Source organism: Gordonia sp. VNK21 (assembly GCF_046098115.1).
Taxonomy (GTDB): Bacteria; Actinomycetota; Actinomycetes; order Mycobacteriales; family Mycobacteriaceae; genus Gordonia.
Map to the genome: position 1 here is coordinate 25098 of NZ_JBJURU010000005.1, position 15469 is coordinate 40566.

General features: G+C 68.8%; 13 protein-coding genes, 1 tRNA gene, 1 other RNA gene and 1 pseudogene. 8 read left to right on the forward strand and 8 right to left on the reverse strand.

Features of this window, described 5'->3' with window-relative positions; all coding sequences use genetic code 11:
* Window positions 1-67: 67 nt before the first annotated feature.
* Window positions 68-273 (forward strand): annotated as a pseudogene (locus ACJMNC_RS06935) (IS3 family transposase); the annotation flags it as partial.
* A 247-nt stretch (window positions 274-520) separates the two neighbouring features.
* Here ACJMNC_RS06935 and ACJMNC_RS06940 read toward each other — a convergent pair.
* Window positions 521-1324 (reverse strand): helix-turn-helix domain-containing protein, encoded by an 804-nt coding sequence (locus tag ACJMNC_RS06940; RefSeq protein WP_408947218.1) that lies wholly within the window; start codon window positions 1322-1324, stop codon window positions 521-523.
* Between the two features lie 7 nt (window positions 1325-1331).
* Window positions 1332-1913, reverse strand: a complete 582-nt coding sequence (locus tag ACJMNC_RS06945) for a hypothetical protein (protein WP_408947219.1) — start codon at window positions 1911-1913, stop codon at window positions 1332-1334.
* Window positions 1914-1955: 42 nt separating this feature from the next.
* On the opposite strand from ACJMNC_RS06945, the gene ACJMNC_RS06950 reads away from it, so the two are divergent.
* Window positions 1956-2288: a DUF3024 domain-containing protein gene (locus tag ACJMNC_RS06950; RefSeq protein ID WP_408947220.1), complete on the forward strand. Its 333-nt coding sequence runs from the start codon at window positions 1956-1958 to the stop codon at window positions 2286-2288.
* A 558-nt stretch (window positions 2289-2846) separates the two neighbouring features.
* Here the strand turns inward: ACJMNC_RS06950 and ACJMNC_RS06955 are convergent.
* Both ACJMNC_RS06955 and ACJMNC_RS06960 read right to left on the reverse strand, forming a co-directional pair.
* Window positions 2847-2919, reverse strand: a tRNA-Ala gene (locus ACJMNC_RS06955).
* Window positions 2920-3000: 81 nt separating this feature from the next.
* A complete protein-coding gene (locus ACJMNC_RS06960; protein WP_408947221.1) occupies window positions 3001-3726 on the reverse strand; it encodes a DsbA family protein in 726 nt (241 codons plus the stop codon).
* Between the two features lie 122 nt (window positions 3727-3848).
* Here ACJMNC_RS06960 and ACJMNC_RS06965 point away from each other — a divergent pair, with 122 nt between their 5' ends.
* The gene (locus ACJMNC_RS06965) at window positions 3849-4466 is read left to right on the forward strand and encodes a hypothetical protein (protein ID WP_408947222.1); all 618 of its coding nucleotides are present in this window, start codon (window positions 3849-3851) and stop codon (window positions 4464-4466) included.
* 26 nt (window positions 4467-4492) lie between these two features.
* On the opposite strand, the gene pgm is transcribed toward ACJMNC_RS06965, so the two are convergent.
* On the reverse strand, window positions 4493-6133 hold the full coding sequence (gene pgm, locus ACJMNC_RS06970; RefSeq protein ID WP_408947223.1) for a phosphoglucomutase (alpha-D-glucose-1,6-bisphosphate-dependent): 1641 nt from the start codon (window positions 6131-6133) through the stop codon (window positions 4493-4495).
* 37 nt (window positions 6134-6170) lie between these two features.
* On the opposite strand from pgm, the gene ACJMNC_RS06975 reads away from it, so the two are divergent.
* The gene (locus tag ACJMNC_RS06975) at window positions 6171-6806 is read left to right on the forward strand and encodes an alpha/beta hydrolase (RefSeq protein WP_408947224.1); all 636 of its coding nucleotides are present in this window, start codon (window positions 6171-6173) and stop codon (window positions 6804-6806) included.
* Window positions 6807-6837: 31 nt separating this feature from the next.
* Here the strand turns inward: ACJMNC_RS06975 and ACJMNC_RS06980 are convergent, their stop codons facing one another.
* Entirely contained in the window at window positions 6838-7602 is a 765-nt protein-coding gene (locus ACJMNC_RS06980; RefSeq protein WP_408947225.1) for an SDR family NAD(P)-dependent oxidoreductase, read from the reverse strand.
* 148 nt (window positions 7603-7750) lie between these two features.
* On the opposite strand from ACJMNC_RS06980, the gene ACJMNC_RS06985 reads away from it, so the two are divergent.
* The 4 genes from ACJMNC_RS06985 (at window position 7751) to ACJMNC_RS07000 (ending at window position 13760) form a co-directional block, all read left to right on the forward strand.
* Window positions 7751-9400, forward strand: a complete 1650-nt coding sequence (locus tag ACJMNC_RS06985) for a long-chain fatty acid--CoA ligase (protein ID WP_408947226.1) — start codon at window positions 7751-7753, stop codon at window positions 9398-9400.
* A gap of 259 nt (window positions 9401-9659) precedes the next feature.
* A complete protein-coding gene (locus ACJMNC_RS06990; RefSeq protein ID WP_408947227.1) occupies window positions 9660-11750 on the forward strand; it encodes a glucose PTS transporter subunit IIA in 2091 nt (696 codons plus the stop codon).
* Between the two features lie 59 nt (window positions 11751-11809).
* A complete protein-coding gene (locus ACJMNC_RS06995) occupies window positions 11810-12370 on the forward strand; it encodes a rhomboid family intramembrane serine protease (RefSeq protein ID WP_408947228.1) in 561 nt (186 codons plus the stop codon).
* Window positions 12371-12494: 124 nt separating this feature from the next.
* On the forward strand, window positions 12495-13760 hold the full coding sequence (locus tag ACJMNC_RS07000) for a neocarzinostatin apoprotein domain-containing protein (protein WP_408947229.1): 1266 nt from the start codon (window positions 12495-12497) through the stop codon (window positions 13758-13760).
* A 50-nt stretch (window positions 13761-13810) separates the two neighbouring features.
* On the opposite strand, the gene ssrA is transcribed toward ACJMNC_RS07000, so the two are convergent.
* Together ssrA and ACJMNC_RS07010 are read right to left on the reverse strand one after the other, a co-directional pair.
* Window positions 13811-14185: a transfer-messenger RNA gene (ssrA, locus tag ACJMNC_RS07005) on the reverse strand.
* Between the two features lie 36 nt (window positions 14186-14221).
* The gene (locus ACJMNC_RS07010; protein ID WP_408947230.1) at window positions 14222-15118 is read right to left on the reverse strand and encodes a phosphatase PAP2 family protein; all 897 of its coding nucleotides are present in this window, start codon (window positions 15116-15118) and stop codon (window positions 14222-14224) included.
* Window positions 15119-15469: the final 351 nt, after the last annotated feature.

Here is a 15469-nt window from a genome sequence, read left to right on the forward strand (position 1 = left end):
GCAAGTCGCGTGTCCCAGACCCTTTAGTAGCGTCTTCGGCGCGTGGGCCGTCCACGTCTTCGTCCTCTGCATGTACTCCATGTTCCAGCACCACTGTGCGCACGTAACGTCCTCGACCGCCGCTCCTGGACCACCCGCGAGCAGCTACGCATCGCGATCGTGACCTGGATCGAGAGGACCTACCACCGTCGCCGTCGTCAGGCCCGCCTGGGCCGTTTGACGCCCATCGAGTTCGAGACCATCATGAACACGACCGCCGCACTGGCGGCGTGACTACAACCTGTCACCTAACCGTGCAGCAGTCCCAGTCGATATACTCGGGTCGTTATCGAAGACGGCGGTGTTGGCAGCAATAGAGTCCTTGCCATAGTCGGCGAGACGGAGGTAATGGAGGCGTCTTGGCATAGCGGAGGGCTCCTTTCCGGGAGGGCAGGGAGGAGGAACATACCGTCCTCCCCCGGCGAAGCCCAGTCCGGCAGTAGCGGCCCCAAAGCGTCCCTGGGAACCCCGACCACCCGCCTCAGCCGGAGTATCCCCGATGCGTGTTCTCCTTGATGAACGCCATCAGAGACTCGCGCGAGATGTACTTCCGGCTGCCGATCTTCGTGTGCTCAATATCCCCGCGGTTCGTCAGCTCGTAGACAGCCGAGTAGGGAATCCCCAACGCCTTGCCCGCGTCCTTGAGCGAAAGCAGCATCGGCCCGGACTCCGACAGCAGGTTCGGTCGGATCACCGTTGTCTGTTCGGCTTCGACCACTTCGACTTCCGATGCCACGTCCTTCCAGGAGCCGAAGTAGCCATACGGACGGCTGAACTCCTCCTGCACCTTCTTCGCCGCGTCCTCTTCGTCAGTCGCCCGCACCCACCGCTCGGCGACCTGCACGCGTGTCACCACGACCTTGTACCTCATGTACGTCTCCTGCTTCTGCACCTGCCGGGTGCGCGGCTTCTGCGATGATTTCCCAGACCCTGTGCGCTGAACGCGACGCATCGCACGCACTGTCGCCCCAACGTGCTCCTCGTCAGCAGCAACGACAGCAGGGGGCTTCGGTGCTCGAGCCGACCGCTCTAGAGCTTCGTCCTCTTCGGTCGGCTCCGGCCACACACGGCCTCGTTCCGTCGGCTCGGCCCGCCACGACGCTCCATGCCCGCTGATGCGCACCAGGCCCCGGCTGGCAAGCGCTCGCGCCGTGATCCGGTGCGTGTACGAGTCGTTCGGATAGACACCGTCAGGGCAGCCGCTCTGTATCCACTCGAGCACGGCGACCTGCGCTGGATTGAGCTTGATCGTGCTGCGAGCAGGGCGGTCAACATCGGGACTCATGGCGGCATCACCACTCCGGCAGTACGGCGTGCCAGGCGTGCCCCGGAGGCAGCCCGACGCGCTCCTCCTGCGCGAGTTCCCGGTAGCGCTCCGGGAGCAACACCGGCGCCTCCGACTCGTTGACCAGCAGCAGGTCCCAGCGATCTTCGTAGCGCTCGAACGTGGAGAGCAGCACCCGTGACCGTTCGACCGGCGCGTTCCGCTTGCCCGGTTCGATTCCGGGCTCGGTCAGCCAGTTCATGTGCTCGATCCACGCGGCGGCGGCGACGTGCGAGCGCGGCACGACGAAGTTCCGCGGCGTCAGGGTGAGATCGTGAGGAACAGCCACCATGACGTAGTACTCCCGCTCGTGCTGGCTCGGCCCTTGCGACTTCGATCCGAGCGGCCAGCTGATCGACCGCCAGGATGAGCCTCGCGCCGTCTTCACCTGGATCTCGACCATCCGGCGGTTATCCGGGTCGGCGAGCACGGCGAGGATGTCGGTGCGCTCCAGGCCGTCCCGCGTCAGCGCCGGCGCCCAGCCACGTCGGGCCAGCTCCGCCGCTACATGGTGCTCCCCGATGGTCTTCGTCTGCTTGGTATCCGCCACAGCTTTGAGGCTACCGAGCAGGACGGACAGCAGAATGGACGTATGGCGATGCCCGAGACCGACCTGCTGCGCATCGGCCGCTGGTGCCGTGAACGCGTGCCCGAGCACCTGTGGGATCAGGTAAGGGTAGAAGCCGAGATTGCCGACCGGCACGTCACGATCATTGAGGCGAGGCCGCCGTGGGACGGGCAGGGAGACTGGACGCGGTTCCCGGTCGCGCGCCTCCGCTACACCGTCAAGACCGGGCAGTGGAGCATCTACTGGCGCGATCGGTACATGAAGTTCCACGAGTACACCCGCAAGCGTCCGACGAAGAACGTCCAGTCACTGCTCGACTACATCGGCAGCCACCAGGATCCAATCTTCTGGGGGTGAGAGCCCAAGCGGGTCATGTCACCAAGCACCGGGACTCTTCCAACGCAACGTCAACGGCGGCATCTTGTGGGTAGGCGGCCTCTACCTGCGTGACCCACGGTAGCGACGACGAACGCAAGCTCCTCGAAGCCCAGAAAGACAAGCTCAAAGCAGAACGACTCAAGCTCGTCCAGGCCCACTACGCCGACGCGATCCCTCTGGACCTGCTCAAGAGCGAGCAGGAACGCATCCGCACCAGCCTCGACCAGATCACCAGACGCCTCGACACCATGACGGCCACCTATACCGGCGCCCGGGACGGTCTCGGCGAGCTCCTTGACCTGCTTACCGACCTCGGCGATCTCTACAACCGATGCGAACCCGCTGAACGCCGCATGCTAAACCGAGCCCTGTTCGACCGCATCATCATCGACGAGGACGAGAACATCAGCGTCGTCTCTGCCGAGCCCGCGGCCAGCGTCCTCGCCCACGTCAACACCGATGTCCCCGAGCCGGTGACCGCAAAAACAAACCTGCCCCGCACTCAGGCGGGGCAGGTTTCGATTTTCTCAACTTATGTGGAGCTAAGGGGACTCGAACCCCTGACCCCCACACTGCCAGTGTGGTGCGCTACCAGCTGCGCCATAGCCCCGTATTCAGTTCTGCAACTCTCAACGAGTGCGTTAGCTAACCTACCGTATGCCGATCAAGGCGGCCAAATCGGCTGGTCAGGCTACTTCCCGGTGGTCGGCTGCAGGACCGGCTCGAGCCAGTGCGAGCCGCTGATCTTCTCCACCAGTTCACCGTCGCGAAGCACGGTGGGCGTCTGCGCCCGGCCGCGGTGCACGTTGCTGAGCTGTTCCTGGCTCGCGTCGGCCCGCGCCCGCGCCTCGTCGACCTTCTCCCCGGCCGCGATGCACGCCCGGGCCGCCTCGCTCGCCCCGGCCTGCTCGGCGAGTCCGGCCAGCGCAGCATCGTCGGGATCCGCGTCGGACTGGGCGAAGATCGAACCGTGCAGCGTCGCCAGCACCCGGTCGTCCTCGCCGGCGGCGCAGAGCATCGCACCGGACCCGCGGGAGGAGAAGCTGCCCGACGACGACTCACCGTCCAGGAAGTGCAGCATGTGATAGCGCACCTGCGCCTGACCGGCCTGCGCCGCCGCCAGCAGCGCATCGTCGGACTCGGCGGCGAAGGTCTTGCAGTGCGGGCAGTGGAAGTCCTCGAAGACGTCGAGCACCACCGGCGCGTTCTCCGGCCCCAGGGTGAAGGTGGCGTTCTCGGCCAGCACCTGCTGATCGGCCGGCGGGTAGTCGCGGTTGTTCAGCCACACCACCACCCCGATCACCGCGGCGATCACCACCACTGCGATCCCGCCCAGGATGTACGTCGCCCGGCTCGAGGTGGCGCGGGGCGTGTAGTCGGGGTTCTCGCGGGGCGCAGCGGTGGATTTCTTACTCACCTGCACGACTCTAGCGATCGGCCCCGCGCGGCCGTGTGCGTCGAATGACTGACGAGCGCTCCCCTTTCCCGCCGCGCGGGCGTAGCTTGGCGCGAAGATCACCGAGCCGAGAGGACACCGCCGTGACCGTTCCCCGTTCGCTGCCCTGGTCGCCGTGGACGCTCGGCAGCGTCGAGACGGTGGCCCGGCGGATGGCCGCCTTCGGTTCCGCCGCCGCAGCCGCTGGCGTCGACGATCTGGTGTGCTGCACCTCCGGCGAGCTGCGGACCGACGACGGCGGCGGGAACTGGGTGCGGCTGGCCCGCGACGGCGACAGCGTGACCGTTCTGTCCTGGGATCGCGACGACGACGAGCTGCCCCCGGATCTGGTGCGCGCGGCCGTCTCGTCCTGGCGCCCACGGGTGCGTACCGACGAGCCGGTCACATTCGTCGGCGTCGCCACTCTGAGCGGCCCGCAGGCCTGGCATCTGGTCGATCACGGTCTCGGGGAGGCCATGTCGGCGTTCCTGTCCGACGACGCCTCCACCCTGGAGATGGACGACTTCCTGTCCCAGCGCAGCGACGACGAGGGTATCGACTTCTCCACCATGCGCCCGCTGGTGCGCGAGCTGATCCGCCGTCCCTTCGGCGACGGCTCACCGCTGGCCGGGATCGCCGGCCAGTTCGGCCCCGAAGGGGTGGCCGCCGCCCGGCGCAAGCTCGCCGAGCTGGCCCAGTGGTGGCCCAGCACCACAGGCTGAACCGCCCTCGTCGCCTCCCGGCCGGCTCAGCCGAGGACCCCGTCCACCAGCTCCTGCGCCGCGGACTGCACCTGTGCCAGATGCTCGGGTCCGCGGAACGATTCGGCGTAGATCTTGTACTTGTCCTCGGTGCCCGACGGGCGCGCCGCGAACCAGGCGTTCTCGGTGGTCACCTTGAGCCCGCCGATCGGCTGGCCGTCGCCGGGCGCGGCGGTGAGCACCGCGGTGATCGGCTCGCCGGCCAGCGCGTCGGCGGTCACCTGATCGGCGCTCAGCGCCGCCAGCCGGGCCTTCTGCTCCCGGTCGGCCGGCGCATCGATCCGGGCGTAGGCACTCGAGCCGTACGTCTGAGCGAGCTCGGCGTAGCGCTGCGACGGCGTCTTCCCGGTCACCGCGAGGATCTCCGCAGCGAGCAGATCCATGATCAGCCCGTCCTTGTCGGTCGACCAGGTGCCGCCGGCCCTGGTCAGGAACGACGCCCCCGCGCTCTCCTCGCCGCCGAAGCCGAGCGAGCCGTCGAGCAGGCCGTCGACGAAGTACTTGAAGCCCACCGGCACTTCGAACAGCCGCCGGCCGATCCCGGCCACCACCCGGTCGATGAGCGACGACGACACCAGGGTCTTGCCCACCGCGGTACCGGCCGCCCAGTCCGGCCGGTGCGTGAACAGATAGTCGATCGCCACCGCCAGATAGTGATTCGGGTTCATCAGGCCGGCGTCGGCGGTGACGATGCCGTGCCGGTCGGCGTCGGCATCGTTGCCGGTGCCGATGTCGTACTTCTCGCGCGCCGCGATCAGCGAGGCCATCGCATGCGGCGACGAGCAGTCCATCCGCACCGCACCGTCGGTGTCGAGGGTCATGAAGCCGAACTGCGGATCGACCACCGGATTGACCACGGTCAGCCCGTCGAGCCGGTAGTGCTCCTTGATCGCGCCCCAGTACGCCACCGACGCCCCGCCCATCGGGTCGGCGCCGATGCGCAGACCGGAAGCGGCGATCGCCGGCATGTCCACCACCTGGTCGAGCGCCGACACGTAGGCGTCGATGAACGAGTAGTCGTGCACACTCGGCCCCGTCCGGGCCCGCTCGAAACTCACCCGGTCGATGCGCTCGAGGCCGTCGGCGAGCAGTTCGTTGGCGCGCGCCGCGATCGCCGAGGTGATCGACGAGTCGGCCGGCCCGCCGCTGGGCGGGTTGTATTTGAAGCCGCCGTCGGCCGGCGGATTGTGCGACGGCGTCACCACGATGCCGTCGGCCTGCACGCCCGGGTTGGCGGCGTTGAACTCCAGGATCGCCCGGCTCACCGCCGGCGTGGGAGTGTACTGGTCGTCGGTGGCGGTGAAGGTGGGAACGTCGTGCGCGGCAAGCACTTCCAGCGCAGTCCGCCACGCCGGCACGGACAGCAGGTGGGTGTCGAAACCGATGAACAGCGGCCCGGCGATGCCCGCGGCCGCCCGGTGTTCGACGATCGCCTGGGTCATCGCCGCGACATGGGTCTGCGTGAACGCGCCCGTCAAACTGCTGCCCCGATGCCCCGACGTGCCGAAGACCACCCGCTGATCGGGGTCGGCCGGATCGGGCACCAGCCGGTAGTACGCGCGCTCGACCGCGTCGACGTCGATCAGGTCCTGCTGCTGCGCCGGCGTACCGGCCCGGGGGTGCACCATGACAACGATTCTGCCACCGCTCGCTACCCTGGCGGTCATGTCGCTGCCCACGCTGTCGCTGCCGAAGCCGCCGCTGCTCACCCCGTCGTCGCCCGCAGTGGCGGTCCTGGTGCTGCCCGGCGGCACCGACTTCAGCTATCAGCCGTTCTCCCGGTGGCAGCCGTCGGCGCTGCGCATGTATCCGTTCACCGCCTCCATCCAGGCGCGTTTCGGGGCGTCGGTGCGCGTGCACCAGGCCGGCTACCGGGTCCGCGGCTGGAACGGCGGTCAGGCCAGCCCGCTCCCGTACGCCCGCCACGCACTCGACCGGCTCACCCGGCGCTACCCGGACACCCCGGTGGTCCTCGTCGGCCATTCCATGGGCGGCCGGCTGGTCGCCCAGCTCGGCGACGACGAGCGGGTCACCGACATCCTCGCGCTGGCCCCCTGGTGGCAGTTCGCGGACTGGCGCCGAATCCACGACGGCGCCCGGGTGCTCGCGATCCACGGTGAGGGCGACACCGTCACCCGGCCGGCCCGCACCGCCAAGGGCATCGCCGAACTGGCCGCCCGCGGACTGCAGGCCGAGTACGTCGCCGTCCCGGGCGGCGGGCACGCCATGCTCGATCACGTCGGCCTGTGGCAGGGCGCCGCCCTGCGCTTCGTCGGGCAGGCCCTCGACCGGCGCCGCTGACCCGTCCGGACCGGGCCGGCACCGCTGCGGCTCAGCTGACGAGCATGCCGCCGTCCACCGGCAGCGTCACCCCGGTCACGTAGCTGCTCGCCTCACTGGCCAGGAACAGCAGCGCCGGATTGAGTTCCCCCTGCTCGCCCAGCCGGCCGAAGAGGGTGCGCGGCACCACATACCGCGACATCGCGTCGTCGCCCATCTCGTCGGTCATCTCCGAGACGAAGTAGCCGGGCGCGATCGCGTTGACGCGGATCCCCTTGCGCGGCGTCCACTGCTGCGCCAGATCCTTGGTCAGCGCGATCACCGCGGCCTTGGAGGCGCTGTAGGCGGCCTGCGGCATCAGGACGCTGGTGAGGCCGAGCACGCTGGCGATGTTGACGATGGTGCTGCCCGGCGTCATCACGCGGGCGCAGGCCTGCGCCATCCACATGGTGCCGTTGAGGTTCACGTCCACCACCCGGCGAAACTCGTCGGGCTCCTCGCGCAGCGCGGGCACCGCCGAACCGATGCCGGCGTTGTTGACCAGCACGTCCACCCGGCCGAACTCCTCCATCGCCCGGGCCACCGCATCGGTGCACGCCTGCGGGTCGACGACGTCGCCGCTGACCGCCAGTGCCCGGCGCCCGAGCGCCTCGACGGCGGCGGCGGTCTCGGCGAGCCGGTCGGCGCGCCGGGCGACGAGGACCACGTCGGCGCCGGCTTCGGCGAGCGCCGTGGCGAATCCGACACCGAGCCCGCTCGAGGCGCCGGTCACCACGGCCACCTTCCCGTCGAGGCGGAAACTGTCCAGAATCGTCATCGTCGCTCTTTCTTCAGCAGCCGGATGGCGCGCACTGCGCCCCGCCGAGCACGATAGTTGAGATAATGGCCTCAGTTGAGATAATGGCCTCGCTCACATCGACCCCGGTGTGAGCTGCGTACCACCGCGCCGAAGGAGCCAAGAAGCAATGATCCAATCCACCATGCAGACCGGGCCGCTCACCATCTCGAGTCTCGTCGAACACAGCCGACGGGTGTTCCCGGAGGCACGGGTACGGACCTGGACCGGCTCCGGGCTTCGGGACCAGAGCTTCAGCGAGATCGGCGACACCGGCGCCCGTATCGCCCACGCACTGGCCAAACTCGGCATCGGGATCGGCGACCGCGTCGCGACCTTCATGTGGAACAACAACGAACACCAGGCGATCTACGCCGGCGTCCCGGCGATGGGAGCGGTGCTGCACACCCTGAACCTGCGCCTGTCCCCCGAGCAGGCCACGTTCATCATCAACCACGCCGACGACCAGGTGATCTTCGTCGACGCCACCGTGGCCCCGATGCTCAGCCAGTACCTGCAGGGCACCCCCGGCGTGAAGCACGTGGTGGTGGTCAACGGCCCCGTCGACTCGCTGACCGCCCCCGAAGGCATCACGGTGCACGCCTTCGACGAGCTGATCGCCGGCGAGCCCACCGAGTACGACTGGCCCGAACTGGACGAGACCGCCGCCGCGGTGATGTGCTACACCTCCGGCACCACCGGAGACCCCAAGGGCGTGGTGTATTCGCACCGCAGCATCTACCTGCACTCGCTGCTGGGCACCTCCACCATGGGCCTGGCCCTGTCCAACCAGGACAGTGTGCTGGCCATCGTGCCGATGTTCCACGTCATGAGCTGGGGCCTGCCGTACGCCGCGATGATGGCCGGGGCCACCATCATCAACCCGGACCGCTTCCTGCAGCCCGAGCCGCTGCTGGCCATGCTCGCCGAGGCCCGCTGCACCCTCGCCGCCGCCGTGCCCACCATCTGGGCCGGGGTGGCCGCGCAGCTCGACGCCGCCCCGCAGGACATCAGTCATCTGCGCGAGGTGATCGTCGGCGGCGCCGCGGTGCCGCCGGCCATGATCGAGAAGTTCGACGACTTCGGCGCTCCCATCACCCACGCCTGGGGCATGACCGAGACCTCGCCGCTGGGCAGCATCGCCCGCGTCCCCGCCGGCGTCACCGATCCGGAGGAGGCCTTCGGCTACCGGGTCACCCAGGGACGATTCCCCGCCCCGGTGCACGCCCGCATCATCGGCGACGACGACAAGCCGCTGCCCTGGGACAACGAGGCGGTCGGCGAGCTCGAGGTGTCGGGGCCGTGGATCACCGGCGCCTACTACGACCCTGCCGGCAACGTCTCCGATCCGGCCAAGTTCCACGACGGCTGGCTGCGCACCGGTGACGTCGCCAAGATCAGCCCCGACGGCTACATGACGATCGTCGACCGGGCCAAGGACCTGATCAAGACCGGCGGCGAGTGGATCTCGTCGGTGGAACTGGAGAACGTCATCGCCGCCCACCCGAACGTGGTGGAGGCCACCGTGGTGGGCGTCCCCGACGCCAAGTGGGATGAGCGTCCGTTCGTGCTGGTGGTGCTCGACGACGAGGGTGCCGCCGACGTCGAGACGATGCGCTCCTTCCTGGCCGAACGGCTGCCCAAGTGGCAGATCCCGGAGCGCTGGTCGTTCGTCACCGAGGTGCCGAAGACCTCGGTGGGCAAGTTCGACAAGAAGCGCGTGCGTCAGGCCTACGCCGACGGGGTCTACGAGGTGCTCAGCGCTCTCGACAACGTGTGATCGGCGAAGACCGGGTACAGTAGTGGTCGACCGAACGTACTACCCACGATGGAGGCCTGCGTGTTCGATCAGATTCTCTGGACCGCGATCCAGGACAACGACGCCGTACTCAATGCTCTGCTGCACGTCTTCTCGGGCGTGAAGTAGCACATCTCCACTCGGCCCCCGCACCGGTCAGGTGCGGGGGCCGAGTGCATCCCGGTACCGAGTTGACGATTCCGCTTGGTGCGACGCGCCCCGAGGGGCAAGATTCTTAACCATGCCGGACAACAACGCATCCGCCATCATCGAGAGCGTGGGCGGCGCCGGGAACGTCGCCAGCCTCACCCACTGCGCCACCCGTCTGCGATTCGAGTTACGCGACGGATCGCTGGCCAGCAAGGAGGCCGCCGAGGCGGTGCCCGGGGTGCTCGGTGCGGTCGCTCAGGGCGACAACCACTTTCAGGTGGTGATCGGCGGTGCGGTCCAGGACGTGTACTCGAAGATCATGGCGCTGCCCGAGATGGCCGCGCAGGGCGGTGACGCCGACGCGGTGAAGGCGGCGGCCCGGGCCAAGGGCCCGCGCGGCAAGAGCGCCTGGCTCGACTCGCTGTTCGAGTTCCTGTCCGACTCGTTCCGGCCGATCCTCGGCGCCCTGCTCGGCGCCTCCCTGTTCATCACCTTCATGTCGCTGATGGCGACGCTGGACGTGATTCCGCAGTGGAACAACCCGGACCCCAACGCCCCGCAGCTGAGCCCGTCCTGGCAGTTCATCAACCTGGCCTGGCAGTGCATCTTCGTCTTCCTGCCGCTGATGATCGCCTACAACGCGTCGAAGAAGGTCGGCGCCGATCCGTGGGTGGGCTTCGGCATCATGGCGGTGCTGATGCTGCCCGGCTACATGGACCTCAGTGAGGCCGACGGCGTGACGAGTCACTCGATCGCCGGTTTCGACGTCAAGACCATCGACATCTTCGGCATCCCGTTGACCCTCAACGACTACAGTTCGCAGGTCTTCCCGCCGCTGCTGATGGCCGCGCTGCTCGGCCCGCTGTACAAGGGCCTGAAGAAGATCATCCCGCCGTCGGTGCACCTGGTCTTCGTGCCCTTCTTCGCCATGCTGGTCATGATCCCGGTGACCGCCTTCCTGATCGGTCCGATCGGTGTGTACGCCGGCGCCGGTCTGGGCGATCTACTCAAGTCGATCAACGACTTCTCGCCGTTCATCTTCGCCATCGTCATCCCGCTGGCCTACCCGTTCATGGTGCCGCTGGGCCTGCACTGGCCGATCAACGCGATCATGCTGCTCAACATCCAGACCCTCGGCTACGACTTCATCCAGGGGCCGATGGGCGCCTGGAACTTCGCCTGCTTCGGTGCGACGGCGGGTGTGCTGCTGCTGGCCTGGCGGCAACGCGACTCCCAGATGCGGCAGACGGCCACCGGCGCTCTGGCCGCAGGCCTGTTCGGCGGCATCTCCGAACCCTCGCTCTACGGCATCCATCTGCGTTTCCGGCGGATCTATCCGCGGATGCTGGTGGGCTGCTTCGTCGGCGGCCTGATCATCGGTATCGGCGGCGGCGTGAAGACCAACGCCTTCGTCTTCACCTCGCTGCTGACCATCCCGGCGTTCGACAGCGTGGTGCTGTACGCGATCGCCGTGGCGGCCGCCTTCTTCACCGCGATGTTCCTGGTGGCCATCAGCGGCTTCCGCACCCCCGAGCAGCAGGCCGAGTTCGAGGCCGCCCGCGACGCCGCGGAAGCCGCTGCGGCCGCGGAGGCGGCGGACGAGCCGGCCGGCGCCGACGACGCCGGTTCCGGCGCGGCGCTCTCCGGCGGGGCCGGCGACGGCGACGGCGCGACGAGTGCCGCCGCCCCGGCCGCGGCCACCGCCGTCCTCGACAAGCCCGCCGAGGCCATCGCGATCGGTGCGCCGCTGGCCGGCGAGGTGATCGCCCTGGCCGACATCCCCGATCCGGTGTTCGCCAAGGGCACCATGGGCGACGGCGTGGGGATCCTGCCCAGCGGTGACACGGTGGTGGCCCCGGGCGACGGCATGGTGGTGGCCGCGCAGGCCACCGGCCACGCCTTCGGCATGGTCCTCGACGGCGGCGTCGAACTGCTCATCCACGTCGGGATCGACACCGTCCAGATGCAGGGCGACGGCTTCGACGTGCACGTCAAGGCCGGGCAGAAGGTGACCTCCGGGATCCCGCTGGTGACCTTCGACCGGGGCAAGATCGAGGCCGCCGGCTATTCGATGGCTACCCCGGTGATCGTCATGAACACCAAGAAGTTCGCCTCCGTCGAGCAGGTCGCCGACGGCGACGTGGCGATCGGCGATCCGGTGATCGAGGTGCATCCGACATAGCCGCGAACCCGACCTCCCCCACCGCCCCGGCCGGCCCGCGGCCGCTGTGGCAGCGGTCCATGATCGTGATGGCCGCCATCGCGGTGCTGCTGATCGTGATCGAGGCGATCGACGCGGCCGGCGACTACCGTCTCGACCGGTACGGCATCGTCGCCCGCCGCGTCGACGGCCTCGACGGCATCGTGTGGGCGCCGTTCCTGCACGCCGGCTGGGAGCATCTGTTCGCCAATCTGGTGCCCGGCCTGGTGCTCGGCTTCCTGGTGCTGATGACCCGGCAGTTCCTGGTGGTGACCGCCGTGGTCTGGGTCTGTTCCGGGCTGGGCGTGTGGCTGATCGGTCCGAGCAGTGCGGTGACCGTCGGCGCCTCCGGCATCGTCTTCGGCTGGCTCACCTTCCTGCTCGTGCGCGGGGTGTTCAACCGGGCGTTCGGGCAGATCCTGCTGGGCCTGCTGGTGCTGGCCGTCTACGGTTCGGTGCTCTGGGGCGTGCTCCCGCGTGACGGCTCGGTGTCCTGGCAGGGCCACCTGTGCGGGGCGCTCGGCGGCCTGCTGGCCGCGTGGCTGCTGCGCCCGCGGCCGAAGGAGGATGCGGCCGGGCCGGCGACGCCGTCGCTGCCCTGACGGCGCGGACCGCGCTTTCGCGCCAGCCGTCCATCAGATCATGCCCGCTCCCGGGCGAGCGGCCCCGGCGCGGCGGCCTCCGCAGTAACGTCCACTCGACGGAACTATCGAAAGGCCTGCCCTGATGCGAGCGCTCCTCGCCGCCTTCCTCTCGGCGGCGGCGGTTCTGCTGGTCTGTGCGCCCGCGGCGGCCCCCGCCCGGCCGGTGACCGGCCCGACGCTCACAGCGACGCCCGCCACCGGTCTGACCACCGGCGACGAGGTGACGATCCGCGGCAGCGGATACCGCGCCCACCAGCAGCTGTACGTCTTCGAGGGCATCAAGCTCCCGGCCGTGGGCGTGCCGGTGGGGCATGTGGGCAAGAAGCGCGTGCAGACCGACGGCACCGGCGCCTTCCGCACCAGCATCACCGTGCGCCGGACGCTGCCAGGAGTCGACTGCGTCCGCACCCGCTGCTACATCAGCACCCTCGCCGCCCTGCCGAACGGGGCCGTCGACCGCAGCCAGGATGCGTCCGCGCGGCTCACCTTCACCGGCGGGTCCGGCGCGACCGATGCGGCCGCCCCGAAGCTGTCGGTGAAGCCGGCAACGCAACTGCGCCAGGGCACCGTGATGAAGGTGGCCGGCAGCGGCTTCGTCCCGCGCAGCCGGCTGCACGTGGTGCAGACCGTCGCCGAGCCGCAGAACTCGCGGCCCACCGAGCACACCGCGCCCGTGACGGTGACCGCCGACGAGCAGGGCCGGTTCGCGGCCGAACTCAAGGCCCAGCCGATCTTCCGGGACACCAACTGCCTGCAGACCCGGTGCTTCGTCGCCGCGTACAGCGAACGCCCCGAGACCGGCGGCACGGTCAATCACGCGTGGACGCCGATCGCCTTCGACCCGAGCGACCAGACCACGCTCGCCCTCGACGAGGAGAACATCGAACAGGCCGGGACCGCGGTGATCACCGTCGACGGCGCCCAGCCGCACGATCTGTACCGGGTCGCGGTGGAGGGCCCGGACTACCTGAGCGCCCAGCCCTGGGTGCGGGCCGACGCAGACGGTCACGCCCGCGTGCTGGTGATGACCGACTTCGACCAGGGGCTCGGCACCTACCGGGCACGGCTGACCACCGAACGGACCGGCGCGGTGACCGAGGTGGACTTCAACGTCGGCACCAATGCGCTGTTCAATCCGGCGCAGAACTCCGGCGAGGAGATCGCCGATCCGACCGAGATGCCGTCGCCGCCGGCCGTCGAGATCGCCGAGCCCGCTCCGCCCGCCGACGACAAGTCGTTCAACACCCTGTGGCTGCTCCCGCTGGCCGTCCTGATGATCGCCGTGATCGCCTGGTACTCCCGCGACGAGCCGGACCCGGCCCAGGCCCACCGTCCCGACGCTCACTGACCCTCCGCCGACGAGAAAGGCCCCCGACCTGACGGTCGGGGGCCTTCGCCTTGTGGAGCTGCCGGGAATTGAACCCGGGTCCTCCGTCACGGCGGCAGGGCTTCTCCGTGTGCAGTCCGCTCTGTCTCTACTCGGATCTCCCGGTCACGCGAACAAGCCGAGATGACGATCCCAGTCGCTGTTGGGTGTCCCGCCCGTCCCCGCGACCGGGGCGAACGGTAAGTCCCTTAGCTGATGCCGGCATCCGGGTTCAGGGACGAAAACCCGGGCCGACAGACTAGCCTCGCTGATCAGGCAGCGAGAGCGTAGTCGCGCTGATTGGAATCGGCGCTTAATTGGTTGCTGCGACGCTCATACGGTGGTCTCCAGCCTGCACCGACACGCTTCCCCTGCGTTGGTGGACGTAGTCGAAACCGATCAGCCCCTTGCAGGTGCCCGCTGTTTCCAGTGGACACTTAAGTTTAACCGACGACGGCGCCGGAATCATCCCGGTTTCTCCGCAGCCGCGCCAGCCGGCCCCACAGCAGATGCCACGGCGCATAGACGACGGCCATTGCCACCGCCAGCACGACCATGATCGCGACGACGTCGAGCAGATAGTGATTGGCCGTGGCCATCACCACGAAGACCGTGGTCATCGGATAGAGGATGCCGAGCACCCGCAACCAGCGGCGGCGGGCGTACAGGGCGATCATCATCCCCGCCCAGATGGCCCAGCCGCAGTGCAGCGACGGCATCGCGGCCACCTCGTTGGTGATCGACTCGGGCCCCGGAGAACCGGAGATGCCCCACCAGCCCCAGGACGAGGTGTAGCTCATGGTGTCGAGGTAGCCGTCGAACATCCGCGGCGGCGCCGTCGGGATCAGGTAGAAGCCGACCAGCGCGATGATCGTGGTCAATGCCAGCACCAGCGAGGCGCGCCGGTAGCCGGGCCGGTTGGTGCAGTACAGCCACACCGCGACGCCGATCGTCACCCACCAGTGCAGCGTGTGATAGTGCAGCGCGGCCAGATTCTCCAGCCACGGATTGTCGTGCAGCCACCGGTTCAGCGTCAGTTCGACGTCGATGTGCAGCGCCTTCTCGATGTCGAGGATGTGCTCGCCGTTGAGCATCGCCGGCGCGGTCTCCTTGCCGCCGAGGTTCCGCACATACGAGTACGCCTGGTAGATCGACCAGACCAGCAGGATCTCGATCCACCAGTGCGGCCGGGACAGGTAGCGGACGAGCCGGGCGGCGAGCGCAGAGGTGCGTTCCCGGGGACCGGCGGCCACCGCGCCGCCCGCGTCGCGCGCAGCCGTGGCCGCCGGCGGTGTCGTCGTGATCGCCGTCGCAGAACCCTCACCTGTGGTTGCGGCCATACTCACCCTTAGGGTTACATCAAAGGAACGTAGATATGTAGAATACACATCTTGGAGATGTCTCGACGAATCACGGGGGTGAGCGGTGTGGCACGACTCCCACGGGTGATGTCGACGGCGCACGGCGAGACCGCCGCCTACCTGATCTTCGGCGCCGGGGCCTTCGCACTCGCGGCCACGTCGGCGCTCGACGCGCACATCATCTGGGCCCGCTCGGCCGCTGTCGGCTATGCGGTGGCCGCCTACATCATGCTCTGCCCGCTGCCGCCCGGCAGGTTCGCGCTGCGCCGCTTCGGGCCGGCCGCACCGGCCGGACTGCCCACCGCGCTCGGCTGGTTCAGCACCGGTCTC

What these genes read in the sequence shown, in the direction of transcription:
- ACJMNC_RS06940 (WP_408947218.1), bottom strand. Translation starts at nt 1,324, where the DNA reads ATGAGTCCCGATGTTGACCGCCCTGCTCGCAGCACGATCAAGCTCAAT.
- ACJMNC_RS06980 (WP_408947225.1), bottom strand. Translation starts at nt 7,602, where the DNA reads ATGACGATTCTGGACAGTTTCCGCCTCGACGGGAAGGTGGCCGTGGTG.
- pgm (WP_408947223.1), bottom strand. Translation starts at nt 6,133, where the DNA reads ATGGTGCACCCCCGGGCCGGTACGCCGGCGCAGCAGCAGGACCTGATC.
- ACJMNC_RS06985 (WP_408947226.1), top strand. Translation starts at nt 7,751, where the DNA reads ATGATCCAATCCACCATGCAGACCGGGCCGCTCACCATCTCGAGTCTC.
- ACJMNC_RS06995 (WP_408947228.1), top strand. Translation starts at nt 11,810, where the DNA reads ATGATCGTGATGGCCGCCATCGCGGTGCTGCTGATCGTGATCGAGGCG.
- ACJMNC_RS06950 (WP_408947220.1), top strand. Translation starts at nt 1,956, where the DNA reads ATGGCGATGCCCGAGACCGACCTGCTGCGCATCGGCCGCTGGTGCCGT.
- ACJMNC_RS06975 (WP_408947224.1), top strand. Translation starts at nt 6,171, where the DNA reads ATGTCGCTGCCCACGCTGTCGCTGCCGAAGCCGCCGCTGCTCACCCCG.
- ACJMNC_RS07010 (WP_408947230.1), bottom strand. Translation starts at nt 15,118, where the DNA reads ATGGCCGCAACCACAGGTGAGGGTTCTGCGACGGCGATCACGACGACA.
- ACJMNC_RS06990 (WP_408947227.1), top strand. Translation starts at nt 9,660, where the DNA reads ATGCCGGACAACAACGCATCCGCCATCATCGAGAGCGTGGGCGGCGCC.
- ACJMNC_RS07000 (WP_408947229.1), top strand. Translation starts at nt 12,495, where the DNA reads ATGCGAGCGCTCCTCGCCGCCTTCCTCTCGGCGGCGGCGGTTCTGCTG.